Genomic DNA, 12,418 nt, shown 5'->3' with positions numbered 1-12,418 from the left:
GGGTGAACGGACGGTGCTCCGCCCCCGTATCCCTCTCGGCGCACGATCCCCCGGACCCGCGGAGCGAGTGACTACCTGATGGCTCATCAGCCGAAGCCGCCGGCCGGGCCCTCGCGCGGCCCGGCCGCCGGCCCGGTGCCGTGGCCGTCGGGCCGTCCGCGGGCCGCGGTGTTCGCGCTCACCGGCACGGTGCTGGCGGTCGCCGGGCACCACGCCGTCCTGGACGTCCCGGTGCCGTGGGGGACGGCAGCGGTGCTGGCCGCCGCGCAGTACGCCGCCGTACGGCCGCTGGCGCGCCGCCGCCGGGCCCTGCCCGCCGTCGTCGCGGCCACCCTCGCGGCGCAGGCCGTGCTGCACACCGCTCTGTCCCTCGCCGCCGGCTGCGGCCCGGCGGCCGGGCACGCGGCGCACGCAGCGCAGGCAGCGGACGGCGGCGGGCTTCCGGGGCGCGGAGCCGACGGCGCGCTCGCGGCGGCCGGCGTCCACCTCTGCCACCCGGCCCCGGCCGCCATGACGGCGGCGCACGTCCTCGCCGCGCTGGCGGTGGCCTGGCTGCTGCACCGCACCGACACGACGGCGGCCGCCGCGGCCCGCGCGGCCCGTGCCGTGCGGCGGGCCGCCGGGGAAGCGCTCGCCGCCCTCCTCACCCGGTGCCCGCGCCCCGCGGGGCCCACCGGCCGCGCGCCGGAGCCCGCGGACACCGCCGTCCCCGCCGAACCGCCCTCGCCGGCACGGGAGTTCCTGGCGAGCGCCGTGGTCCGCCGGGGGCCGCCGGACAGGAAGCGCAACCGTGGTTGTCGTTTCCCCGCGCCGGTCGCCCCGCCGCGCTCCGGCCGTTCACCCGAGGAGCTCCCCCATGTCCGTTCGCCCGCGCCCGCTTTCCGCGCACCCGCGCCCGCACACCCTCCGCCGCGTCACGGCCGCCGCGGCCCTCACGCTCGGCGCCGCCGTGCTGACCACCGCTCCGGCCCACGCCCACGCCCACGTCACGGCCGCTGACGCCCGGGCCCTGGCCGAGAACGTCACCCTCGCCTTCACCTCGGAGGCGGAGAACCCCGAGGCCGGCTTCACGGAGCTGCGCGTCGAACTGCCGGACGGCATCGAACCCTCCGCCGTCGAGCTGAAGAAGGCCCCCAAGGGCTGGAAGCTGAAGACCACCGACGGCGGCTACCGCCTCGCCGGGCCCGAGACCCCCGCGGGCGCCGACGCCGCGTACGAGATCACCGTCCGGCAGCTCCCCGACGCCCGGAAGCTGGCCTTCAAGACTGTGGAGACCTACGCGGACGGCACGGTGGCGCGCTGGATCGAGACCTCCGACGCCGGACACGGGCACGGCGACGGGCACGACTCCGGGCAGCCGGCCCCCGTCCTCGAACTGAAGCCCGCCGCCCCGGGGGCCGAGCCGGTCGACCCCGGGGACTCCGGCGCCGAGGACTCCGATGACAAGGCCGGGGCCGCGACGGCAGCGGCCCCCGAGCCGTCCGCCACCGCGGCGGAGGACACCGCCACGGCGGCCGGAGAGGCAGAGGAGGCGGAGCGGACCGCGGCGGCCGGGGAGGACAGCGGGTCGTCCGTCCTCCCGCTGGCCGCCGGAGCGGCGGGCGTGCTCGCGCTCGGCGGCGGCGCGTGGTGGTTCCTGCGCCGCCGGAACGCCGCGGACGCGAGCTGACCCCGGCGCACGCGCCGCCCGCCCGCCACACGGGCGGACGGGCGGCGCGTGCGCGGGCCTCCCGGTGCGGCGTTCACCGCACGCGCGCCGGCAGCTCGGCGCGGTCCACCGCAACCGTCAGCAGATGCGCGGCAGTTGCTCGCCGACCGGCATGTCCACGATGCGGCGGGCGCCGACCAGGGTGCGCATGAGGACGCGGCCCGCCGGGCCCGCCGTCGCCTCGCCGATCCGGACGGCGCCGGTGCCCTCCGCGCGCGAACGCATCGCCGCCAGGGCCGCCTCGGCGGCGGACGGGGCCACGAAGGCCACCATGCAGCCCTCGTTGGCGACATGCAGCGGGTCCAGCCCCAGCAGGTCGCAGGCCGAGGCGACCGGGCCGGGCACCGGCAGCGCGGACTCGTCGATCTCCACGGCCACCCCCGAGTCACGGGCGATCTCGTTGAGCGTGGCGGCCAGACCGCCCCGGGTCGGATCGCGCAGGGTGTGCAGCCGGGCGCCGACCGGGGCCAGGGCCTCCACCAGCCGGTGCAGCGGACGGGAGTCGGAGGCGATGTCGGCTTCGAACCCCAGCCCCTCGCGGGTGCTGAGAACGGCCGTACCGTGCAGGCCGATGGGGCCCGACAGCAGCACCGCGTCCCCCGGGCGGGCGCGGGCCGCCGACGGGGCCAGGCCGGGGATGCGGGTGCCGATCCCGGTGGTGGTGATGAAGATCTTGTCGGCGGCGCCGCGCCCCACGACCTTGGTGTCCCCGGTGACGACCGGCACCTCCGCCTCGCGCGCCGCCTTGCCCAGCGAGCCCGCCACCGACCGCAGTTCGGACAGCGGCAGCCCCTCCTCGATGACGAGCGCCACCGACAGGGCGAGCGGACGGGCCCCCATCACCGCCAGGTCGTTGACGGTGCCGTGCACGGCGAGCGAGCCGATGTCGCCGCCGGGGAAGAACAGCGGATGGACGACGAACCCGTCGGTGCTCATCACCAGTTCCGGCCGGCCGGGCAGCGGCGCCGCGTCCTCCAGCGGCCCCTCCGGCGGGCCCGCCGGGAAGCCGCCGACGGCCGGCAGCAGCAGGCTCTCCAGCAGCTCCGCGGTCAGCCGGCCGCCGGCGCCGTGGCCGAGCAGCACGCGCTCGTGTTCCTCATGGGGGTTCGGGCAGCTGCTCACAGCGGGCTCCTGGTCCGTCCGGCCGCGTGGAACGCGGCGCAGGTGCCCTCGGCGGACACCATGGGCGCGCCGAGGGGGTGGCGGGGGGTGCAGCGGGTGCCGTAGGCGGGGCAGTCGACGGGCAGGGCGGCGCCGGTCAGGATGGAGCCGGCCAGGCACTGGGGGTCCTCGGCCGGGTGCAGGTCCTCCACCTTGTGGCGGAGGGCCGCGTCATAGTCGGCGAACTCCGGGCGCAGCCCGAGACCGCTCTCCGGCAGCGGGCCGATACCGCGCCAGGTCCGGTCCGTGACCCGGAAGACGTGCTCGACGATGCTCCGGGCGGCGATGTTGCCGTCCCGCCGCACGGCCCGCGCGTACTGGTTCTCCACCTCCGCCCGGCCCGCTTCGAGCTGCCGCACCGTCATGAGGATGCCCTCCAGCAGATCGAGCGGCTCGAACCCGGTGACGACGATGGGCACCCGGTAGCGGGCCGCGATCGGCTCGTACGCGGAGCAGCCCATCACCGCGCAGACGTGCCCGGCGGCGAGGAACGCCTCCACCTCGCAGTCCGGGTCGTCCAGCAGCGCCGTCATGGCGGGCGGCACGAGGACATGGCTGACCAGCACCGAGAAGTTGCGCAGCCCGAGGCGGGAGGCGTGCAGCACGGCCATGGCGTTGGCCGGGGCGGTCGTCTCGAACCCGACCGCCAGGAACACCACCTCACGGTCCGGGTGGAGCACGGCGAGCCGGACGGCCTCCATGGGCGAGTACACGACCCGCACATCCGCGCCCCGGGCGCGGAGCGACAGCAGATCGGTGTCCGAACCAGGGACGCGGAGCATGTCGCCGAAGCTGGCGAGGGTCACGCCCGGCCGGGCGGCGATGGCCATGGCCCGGTCCAGCGTCTCCAGCGGCGTCACGCACACCGGGCAGCCGGGGCCGTGCACCATCCGCATCCCGGCGGGCAGCAGCTCGTCGATGCCCTGCCGGACGAGCGTGTGGGTCTGGCCACCGCAGACCTCCATGATCCGCCACGGGCGGGTGGCGGTGCGGCGCAGCTCCTCCAGCAGGCGGCGGGCCAGGGCCGGATCACGGTACTCGTCCAGATACTTCATGGTGCCTCGCTCGTCGGATGAGTTCCGCGCGCCCGGGCGCGCGGCTCGTGTGTGCGGTCGCGGTCCGCGGATGCCCCGCCCCCTCACTCCCGGTCCACGGTCAGGTCGAGGAAGTGGGTGGCGCAGGAGATGCACGGATCGTGGTTGCGGATGGCCCGTTCGCACAGCGCCGTCAGCTCCTCGTCCGTCGGATCGCCGCCGTCCAGCGCGGCCTGGGCCACGCTGCGCAGATCCGCCTCGATGGCGCCCTGGTTCTGCGCGGTGGGCGGCACCAGCCGCGCCGCGGTGACGGTGCCGTCCGCGTCCAGGACGTAGGTGTGGTGGAGCAGCCCGCGCGGGGCCTCCGTCGCCCCGTGGCCGGTGCCGGCACGCGGCGGCACCTCCACGTACGGGTGGCTCGGCGGCTCGTACGCCTCGATGACGCGCAGCGCCTCCTCCACCGCGTGGACGGTCTCCACGCCGCGCACCAGCACGCTGCGGAAGGGGTTGCGGCAGATCTCCCCGAGCCCCGCCTCGTCCGCCGCCTCGCGCGCCGCGCCCGTCAGCCACCGGCCGCTGATCGCGTACCGGGCGAGGGGCCCGGTGAGATGGCGGCGGCCGTCGAGCCGGGAGTACAGGGCGGTGGAGTGCGGCAGCTGCTCCTCCGTGACGTGCTCGCCGAACTCCGCGACGGGGAAGGAGCGGAGCGGCCCGCCGCCGGCGGGCAGCACGGTGGGCGTGCCGCCGTCGATGGCGTACCCGCCGGGTTCGGCCAGGGCGAGCAGGTCGGCGTCGACCGCCGCGTCGGGGAAGTCGAAGCCGGACGCCCAGCGCACCGTCTCCCGGGCGTCGTCGAGGGACCGCCGCAGCCGCTCGGCGAGCGGCTCCAGTTCGGAGCGGGCGGGCACGCGGTGGAACCCGCCGAGGCGCACGTTGACCGGGTGGACGGCGCGGCCGCCGAGGAGTTCCAGGATCGCGTTGCCGGCCTGCTTCAGCCGCAGGCCCCGCTCGACCTCCGGGCGGTGGGTGCGGGCGAGTTCGATCGCGCCGTCACAGCCGAGGAAGTCGGGGGCGTGGAGCAGGTGGATGTGGAGGGCCTGGCTCTCGATCCACTCGCCGCAGTACAGCAGCCGGCGCAGCGCGGCGAGCTGCCCGCCGACCGTGACACCGCAGGCGTCCTCGATGGCCCGGCAGGCGCTCATCTGGTAGGCGACGGGGCAGATGCCGCAGATCCGGGCGGTGATGTCCGGCGGTTCGGTGTGGGCGCGGCCGCGCAGGAACGCCTCGAAGAAGCGCGGCGGTTCGTAGATGCGCAGCCGGGCCTCGGCCACCCGCCCGTCGTGGACGCGCAGCCGCAGCTCGCCCTCGCCCTCGACGCGGGCGAGGGCGCCGACGTGCAGCACGCGGGAGCCGCGGTGGGTCATGACGCCGCCTCTTTCCTCTGCTTCTGCTTCCGGTCCCGCTCCCGTGTGTCCCCGGGCGCCCGCTTCTCCCGCGCTCCGCCGGTGGCGGTGCCGCCGGCCCGCAGGCTCTCGAAGGCGGCGGCGGTGAAGGTGCGCAGGAAGCGTTCGACGGCGCGGTCGTCCATGCCGTCCCGGCGGAGCAGCGGGATCAGCTTGTCCGGGGCGGCGTCGGCGGACGGGCCGAAGCAGCCGTAGCAGCCGCGCCCGTACGCCGGGCACAGGGCGCCGCAGCCGGCGTGGGTGACCGGGCCCAGGCAGGGGGTGCCGTGGGCCACGGTCACGCAGACCGTGCCGCGCCGCTTGCACGCGAAGCAGACGCTGTGGTCGGGGATGCCGGGCTTGCGCCCGGCGAGGAACGCCGTGACGACCTCCAGCAGCTGGCCCCGGTCCACCGGGCAGCCGCGCAGTTCGAAGTCGACCTTTACATGGTCCGATACGGGGGTGGAGCCGGCCAGCGCGTCGATCTGCTCCGGGCGGGCGTAGACGGCCGCGCGGAACTCCGCCACATCGGCGAAGTTGCGCAGCGCCTGGATGCCGCCGGCCGTCGCGCAGGCACCGATGGCCACCAAGTGGCGGGAGGCGGCGCGGATCTCGCGCACCCGTTCGGCGTCGGCGGCCGTGGTGACGGAGCCCTCGACCAGCGCCAGATCGTACGGGCCGGGCAGGACCGCCCGGGTCGCCTCCGGGAAGTAGCCGACGCGCACCCGCCCGGCCAGCGCCAGCAGTTCGTCCTCGCAGTTCAGCAGGGTGAGCTGGCAGCCGTCGCAGGAGGCGAGCTTGTACACGGCGAGGGTGGGGGGACCGTCCGCCCGCGCGGCGGTTCCGGCGGTCCCGGCAGCGCCGGCCGTGGTGGTGCCGTCCGTGGTCATGTCACAGCTCCCGGGTGGCGAGGAGGGGCGCGGCACGGTCGTAGCCGAGGACCGCTCCGTCCCGGCAGAGCAGCAGCGGCCCGAGCTGGCAGTGCCCGCAGTGCCCGGTGCCGCAGCGCATGGTGCGCTCCAGCGAGACCAGCACGCGCTCCGGCCGCAGCCCGCGGTGCACCAGCTCCCGGGCGGTGGCCCGGATCATCACCTCGGGGCCGCAGACATACGCCGTGGTGCCGGGTGGGTCGAAGCGCGCGTGCCCCAGCAGGCCGGTGACGAGGCCGACGTCGCCGGCCCAGCCGGCGTCCGGCCGGTCGACGGTGAGCGCCGTGCCGCCCGGGCCGGCGGCCGCCCACACGGCGGTCTCGTCGCGGTAGACCAGATCGCCGGGGGTGCGGGCACCGATGAGGACGTGGACGCGCCGGAACCGGTGCGGGGCGCGGAACACCTCGTAGACCAGCGGCCGCAGCGGCGCCAAGCCGATGCCGCCGGCGATGACGAGCACGTCGCCGCCCGCGGCCCGGGAGGTGTCCCACACGGTGCCGAAGGGGCCGCGCACCCCGACGGTGTCGCCGGGGCCCAGCTCGCAGAGGGCGGTGGAGACGGCGCCGACGGCCCGGACCGTGTGCATCAGCCGGTGGCGGTGCGGCAGGATGCCGCTGACCGAGACGGGGATGTCGCCGACGCCGAACGCGTACAGCATGGCGAACTGGCCGGGACGGAACGGCGGCAGGGCCTCGTCCAGCGGTTCGAGGACGAAGCTCGCGGTGTCGGCGGTCTCCGCGCGGCGGCGCACCACCCGGTAGGGGAGCGGCACGGTGGACGGGCCGGTGCCCGGGTCGTGGCCGGTGCCCGGGTCGTGGCCGGGGCCCGGGGCGTGCCCGGGGTCCCCGGCGGTGCCGGGGCCGGGGGCGGTTCCGGCACCCGTCCCGGGGGAGAAGCCGGTGGCCGAGGTTTTCACGAGAGTCCTCCGTCCGTGCGGTGCGCGGCGGCCGTGGGGACGCCACTGCCGGATCGGCCGTCGCCGCCGGGCCCGTCCCGGCCGCTCTCCGCGTCGCGCGCCCGCGCGTGGAACTCCGCGGCCTCCTCGGTGATGTCGATGCCGGCCGGGCACCAGACGACGCAGCGGCCGCAGCCCACACAGCCGGAACTGCCGAACTGGTCGTACCAGGTGGCGAGTTTGTGGGTCATCCACTGGCGGTGGCGGCTGCGCACCGAGGACCGCACCGGGCCGCCGTGCATCAAGGAGAAGTCCAGGTCGAAGCAGGAGTCCCAGCGGCGCCACCGCTCGGCGTGGTCGCCGGTGAGGTCGGTGACGTCCTCCGTGGTGGTGCAGAAGCAGGTCGGGCAGACCAGGGTGCAGTTGCCGCAGCTCAGACAGCGCTCGGCGATGTCGTCCCAGTGCGCGGAGTCCAGGCTGCCGCCCATCAGCCGCCGCAGGTCGACCGGCGGCATGGCACGGCCCATCCGGCGGGACGCCTCGGTCACCCGGTCCCGGGCGGCCGCCGCCGTGGGCCGGTCGGCGGGCCGGTGCGCCACCTCCTCCAGGACGGCCGCGCCCTCCTCGCTGCCGACGCGGACGAGGAAGCGGTGCTCCCCGTCCCCGTGGCCGTCGATGTCACCGCCGCCGTCCGCGGTGAGTTCCGTGAGCGCCAGGTCGTAGCCGTTCTCGGCCGCCGGGCCGGTGCCCATGGAGACGCAGAAGCAGGTCTCGCCCGGCTCCGTGCACTCGACGGCGACGATGAAGGCCCGCTCGCGCCGGGCACGGTAGGCCGCGTCCGGGTGGCGGCCGCCGGCCAGCACCCGGTCCTGCACGGCGATGGCCCGCAGATCGCACGGCCGGACGCCGAGGAAGGCGAACGACGGCCGCGGCGCGTCCTCACCGTCCCCGGCGGTGACGGCGAGGCCGCCGTCCGGCGCGCGGTCGGCGCTCCACTGCCGCACCCGTTCCGGATGCAGATACGTCTTCCAGGACTGCGGCCCGGCGCTGTGCGCGAAGGCCGCGCCGTCGGTGCGCCGCCGCAACCGGTAGCGTCCGGCCGCCAGTTCGACCCCCCAGCCGTAGGGCAGCCGGTCGCCCGAGTCGATCTCGGCGAGGACGACGGCCCCGTCGCGCACGGTCGGCCCGATCACCGTCCGGCCGCGCGCGGCCAGCGCCCTCACGAGCGCGTCGAGCCCGTCCCGGTCGAGTACGGCCGGGGCGCCGATGTCCGTTCCGGTCTCCGCCATGATTCCCCCTCGGGGGTGTGGTCGGGTCCTGCTCGGTCCGGGGCGGTGCGGCGGCGGTCCGCCGCCCCTCGTCTCAGTGCCGGTGCGCCGCGAACGCCGCCCGCGGGGGCCGAGGGGCCCGTACGGGGGGACCACAGCCCACCGCGCCGTATGTCTCGTACACCCCGGCGCGGTACGGCTCCGCGCCGTACGTCTCCGGGCCGTACGCCTCCGCGCCGGCGCCCGGTGCGCCGTGGCCGCCGTGCGGCAGGGCCGGTTCGCCGGGGACGACGACCACCGGGCAGCGGGCGTGCCGCAGGCAGTCCCGCGCCACCGGCCCGCCGCCCGCGTCCGGGGGAACCGGCCCGGGTCCCGGCCCCGGCGGCGGGCGCCGCCCCAGGGCGAGCAGCAGGGCGTCGCCGGCGTACCGCAGAAGCACCGCCGCCGGCGGGCCCTCGGCGAGGACCGCGCGGACCCCGGCTTCCGCACCCGGCCCGAGCCCGGCGCGGAGGGCCCGCTCCAGGACCTCGCCGGCGCGCGCCCGCGACTCCTCCGCCGACGGGCGGGCAGCGGCCGGCGCGTACGGCGCGCAGCGGACGGCGGCCGGCTCCCAGGCGTGGACGACGACGAGCCCCGCACCCAGCGACGGGGCCCGGGCGGCGGCCCACCGCAGCGCGGCGACCGAACCGGCCGACCCGTCGACGCCGACGACAACGCGCGGCGCCCGATGGCCCCCCGGCGGCCCGGGCGGCGGGGATGACACGGGGGTGCGGCCGGATGCGGACATGGTGGCGGCTCCCGGAAGTCGGGGCGTGACGCGCCCAGTCTCGCCCCCCGCGCCCGACGGCCGTGAGGGCCGACGGGGCACGGTGACCGGGACGTTCGGCCCCCCGGCGGACCACGGCCCGGCTCGGAATCCCGCCGGTGACGGGGGGAGTGCCGGCCGGGCCCGTGTCCTTTGCTGAGACCGGCGACCGGTGAGGCAGCCCGGTCGTCTCCGCCGGGGCGGGGAGGCGCCGCGCCGGCGGGGACACCGGGTGTCCCGGCGGCTCTCACCGGGCGGCGCCTCCGGCGCGGCCGCGGGACCCGGCAGCCGGTGCGTCGGCCGATCCGCGCTCGGCCCGAGCGTCGCGTGACGAGAGCTGACCGGGCCGGGAGCCGTGCGGAAGCGTCAGCGCCGAGTCCGCGTGGAGGGTGATGCGCACCGGTGCGAAGGCGCTGGCGTCCAGCGGTGACTCCCCGGTGCCGGGGCTGCGGGCGTAGCGCGGATGGGCTCCTCCGCTGATCTGCCAGCGGAGGCGGTGGCCGGTGGCGAAGCGGTGGGCGGCGGCGCCCATCGCCACGTCGGCCCGCGACGGTGCCCGGCCGGTCGTCCTCAGCCGGCCCAGCCCGTCGCAGACGTTGACGGAGCGCCCTCGCGGGTCGACGTCGCACAGGCGGACGAAGACGTCGGCATGGCCGGTGTCGGTGGAGACGCTCAGCCGCGCGGAGACCGGACCGAGGACGTCCAGCGGCCCGGTCAGCGGAGGGCCCGTGAAGGTCAGGACGTCGTCCCGGGCCTCCAGAGCGCCGTTGTCGCGCGGACCGGCGGTGCGGGAGAGCAGCGGGCCGCCGACGGACGGGGTGGGATCGGCCGGGTCGTAGCGGAACGAGGCCACCGGCAGGGAGCCGGTGGGTGCCTGCCGGGTGAGGTGCCCCTCCGGGGTGGGGTACCACGCGGTGGCGGCCGGGCCCGGGGGCCATGCGTCGAGGTCCCGCCGGCCGCCTTCGCCGCCGAGGTGCACGCGCACCGCCGTGGGACGCAGACCGGAGGGGTCGGCCTCCAGGTGTGCGCGCAGCCAGGCGAGGCTCTCGGCGAACACCTCGGGCCACCCCTGCTGCAGTGCGGAGGTGTGGGTCCAGGGGCCGACCAGCAGGGTGGTCTCGCACCCGGCCCGGCGCAGCCGGCCGTACTGCTCGAAGGTCTGGTCGGCCAGCACGTCGTGCCATCCGGTGATCAGACTGGTCGGCACCCTCAGCCGCTCCGCCGCCTCGGCCGCCGACGCGCCCTGCCAGTACGGGTCCCCGGGGTCCGGGTGCGTCATCACGTCGTCCAGCCAGGGCGCCTCGCGGCCGAGGGCGGACACCTGCGCGCCGCGCAGCGGACGGGCGGTGGTGATGTCCCGCAGGCGGCGCCGCAGCCGCAGGGTGGCCTTCAGGAACGGCATCGTCCCCCGGTGCTGATACGTCATGCCGACGCCGACGGCGAGGGCGTTCTCCAGGCGGAGGGCGCCGTGTGCGTGGAAGAGGGCGTGGGGATCGTGCAGCCCCACCTGCACCACCATCGCCTTCAGCTCGGGCGGTGGGTCCAGGGCGAGGGCCCGCTGCACATAGCCCAGGTAGCTGGGGCCGACCGTCCCCAGGGTGCCGTTGAACCAGGGCTGCTGCCGGAGCCAGGCCACCGCGGCCCGGCCATCGGCCGCCTCGTTGCGCCACAGATGGAACGCGCCGCCCGAGCCGCCGGTGCCGCGGCAGCTCTGGAGGACCACGTGGAAGCCCTGTTCGGCGAAGAGCACGCCGTACAGGGGAGACCAGGGCAGGCCCCTGCCGTAGGGCGAGCGCACCAGGAGGGTGGGGAAGTCGCCCTCGGCGCGTGGGAAGTAGTGATCGGTGACCAGCGGGCTGCCGTCGGCGGCCGGCACCACCAGCCCCGGCTCCCACCCGGCGGTGTGCCGCTTGGCCGGGAGGCGGCGCCATGTCGCCCTCAGCGCTCGTGCGGACAGGGGCGGCTTCGCGGAAGGCGGTGCCCAGGCCGGTCTCGGCACGGGGCGGTGCGCGCGGGATGTCATCGTTCCCCTCCTCTATTCTCGTACATCGTACGGGAATAGAGGAGGTGCTTGGATGGCACGGGCAAGGACCGCCGCGTTCGGGGAGAGGGAGCACGAGGACCGTGACCGGTGACGGAGGGCCCGGGGCCCCGGGCGTCGATCCCCAGCAGCTCTGGCTCAACGAGCGCCCCCGCAGGGGCCGCAGGCCCGCCTTCAGCCGGGAGGCCATCACGGCGGCCGCCGTCGCCCTCGCGGACGCGGAAGGGATCGAAGCGGTCACCATGCGGCGGGTCGCCGCCCGGGTCGGAGCCGGCGTCATGTCGCTGTACAGCTACGCCCCCGACAAGGAGACACTGCTGGAACTGATGGTCGATCACGTCAGCGGCGAACTGCCGGCCTCGGACCCGCCCACCGGGGACTGGCGCGCCGACCTCAAGCACATCGGCCGACAGCAGCGCGCCCTCATGCTGCGGCACCCCTGGCTGCCCGCCGCCCTGTCCACGCGCCGCACCCCCGGCCCCAACACCCTGGCCTTCCTAGAGCACGCGCTCGCCGCTCTGCGGCCCACCGGTCTGGACGGTGCCGCGAAGCTGGAGATCTTCGCCCAGCTCACGGCCTTCGTGGCGGGGCACGTGGCCCACGAGGTCGCCCAGGCCGACGCCTCGCGGTCCCCGGGCCGGGCCGCGGCCGAAGCCCGCTATCTCGCCGCCGTCGCCGCCGACGGCCGCCATCCCGAACTGGCCGAAGCGCTGGCCGCAACCGGGCGCCCCCTCACCCCCGAGGCCACCTTCACACGGTTCCTCAACCGCCTGGTCGACGGCCTCGACACCGGCTGACCCGGCTGCGCCGCTTCACCGCGGCCGCTCCGTTCCCTCCGTCCTCGCCGACGGTCCGGGCCGGGGCCGCGCCGGGAGAGGTTCGCCCAGTTCGCCCGCCACCGCGTCCGTCATGGCGCGGAGGACGTCGAGGGTGCGGCGGGCCTCCTCCTCGTCGACGACGGTGATGGCGAAGCCGACGTGCACGATGACGTACATACCCGGCACCGCCTCCGGGGTGTACTCCAGGCAGGCCTCGCGCCGTACACCGCCGAAGTCGACGGTGGCCATGCGCAGGCCCGCGTCCTCGCGGACGTCCATCACCCGGCCGGGGATGCCCAGGCACATGGGGATCACGC

General features: G+C 76.7%; 12 protein-coding genes. 3 read left to right on the top strand and 9 right to left on the bottom strand.

Annotated features, from left to right (window positions below; translation table 11 throughout):
• Positions 1-78: 78 nt before the first annotated feature.
• Both LIX60_RS01715 and LIX60_RS01710 read left to right on the top strand, forming a co-directional pair.
• Positions 79-999: a hypothetical protein gene (locus tag LIX60_RS01715; protein WP_227956868.1), complete on the top strand. Its 921-nt coding sequence runs from the start codon at positions 79-81 to the stop codon at positions 997-999.
• Positions 950-1,669 carry a DUF1775 domain-containing protein gene (locus tag LIX60_RS01710; protein WP_227956867.1) on the top strand — a complete coding sequence of 240 codons (720 nt, stop codon included), beginning with the start codon at positions 950-952 and terminating at the stop codon, positions 1,667-1,669. Before LIX60_RS01715 ends, LIX60_RS01710 begins: the two co-directional genes overlap by 50 nt.
• A gap of 117 nt (positions 1,670-1,786) precedes the next feature.
• Here LIX60_RS01710 and hypE read toward each other — a convergent pair whose 3' ends face one another.
• From hypE to LIX60_RS01670, 8 genes are all read right to left on the bottom strand, one after another.
• A complete protein-coding gene (gene hypE / locus LIX60_RS01705) occupies positions 1,787-2,830 on the bottom strand; it encodes a hydrogenase expression/formation protein HypE (protein ID WP_227956866.1) in 1,044 nt (347 codons plus the stop codon).
• Complete coding sequence (gene hypD / locus LIX60_RS01700) at positions 2,827-3,924, bottom strand: hydrogenase formation protein HypD (protein ID WP_227956865.1); 1,098 nt, start codon at positions 3,922-3,924, stop codon at positions 2,827-2,829. Before hypD ends, hypE begins: the two co-directional genes overlap by 4 nt.
• 83 nt (positions 3,925-4,007) lie before the next feature.
• The gene (locus LIX60_RS01695) at positions 4,008-5,327 is read right to left on the bottom strand and encodes a Ni/Fe hydrogenase subunit alpha (RefSeq protein ID WP_227956864.1); all 1,320 of its coding nucleotides are present in this window, start codon (positions 5,325-5,327) and stop codon (positions 4,008-4,010) included.
• Positions 5,324-6,235, bottom strand: coding sequence for an oxidoreductase (locus LIX60_RS01690; protein ID WP_227956863.1), 912 nt, complete (start codon positions 6,233-6,235; stop codon positions 5,324-5,326). The genes LIX60_RS01695 and LIX60_RS01690 overlap by 4 nt, the downstream gene beginning before the upstream one ends.
• A gap of 1 nt (position 6,236) precedes the next feature.
• The gene (locus LIX60_RS01685) at positions 6,237-7,046 is read right to left on the bottom strand and encodes an FAD/NAD(P)-binding protein (protein WP_039820873.1); all 810 of its coding nucleotides are present in this window, start codon (positions 7,044-7,046) and stop codon (positions 6,237-6,239) included.
• Positions 7,047-7,186: 140 nt separating this feature from the next.
• Positions 7,187-8,458 (bottom strand): 4Fe-4S dicluster domain-containing protein, encoded by a 1,272-nt coding sequence (locus tag LIX60_RS01680; protein ID WP_227956862.1) that lies wholly within the window; start codon positions 8,456-8,458, stop codon positions 7,187-7,189.
• 73 nt (positions 8,459-8,531) lie between these two features.
• The gene (locus LIX60_RS01675) at positions 8,532-9,224 is read right to left on the bottom strand and encodes a universal stress protein (protein ID WP_227956861.1); all 693 of its coding nucleotides are present in this window, start codon (positions 9,222-9,224) and stop codon (positions 8,532-8,534) included.
• A gap of 265 nt (positions 9,225-9,489) precedes the next feature.
• Positions 9,490-11,265, bottom strand: a complete 1,776-nt coding sequence (locus LIX60_RS01670; RefSeq protein WP_227956860.1) for a CocE/NonD family hydrolase — start codon at positions 11,263-11,265, stop codon at positions 9,490-9,492.
• Between the two features lie 101 nt (positions 11,266-11,366).
• On the opposite strand from LIX60_RS01670, the gene LIX60_RS01665 reads away from it, so the two are divergent.
• Positions 11,367-12,080: a TetR/AcrR family transcriptional regulator C-terminal domain-containing protein gene (locus LIX60_RS01665; RefSeq protein WP_227956859.1), complete on the top strand. Its 714-nt coding sequence runs from the start codon at positions 11,367-11,369 to the stop codon at positions 12,078-12,080.
• A 15-nt stretch (positions 12,081-12,095) separates the two neighbouring features.
• On the opposite strand, the gene LIX60_RS01660 is transcribed toward LIX60_RS01665, so the two are convergent.
• The gene (locus LIX60_RS01660; protein WP_227956858.1) at positions 12,096-12,407 is read right to left on the bottom strand and encodes a HypC/HybG/HupF family hydrogenase formation chaperone; all 312 of its coding nucleotides are present in this window, start codon (positions 12,405-12,407) and stop codon (positions 12,096-12,098) included.
• Positions 12,408-12,418 lie beyond the last annotated feature (11 nt).

Source organism: Streptomyces sp. S07_1.15 (assembly GCF_020739505.1).
Lineage (GTDB): Bacteria > Actinomycetota > Actinomycetes > Streptomycetales > Streptomycetaceae > Streptomyces > Streptomyces xinghaiensis.
This window is presented reverse-complemented; position numbering and strand designations above follow the sequence as displayed.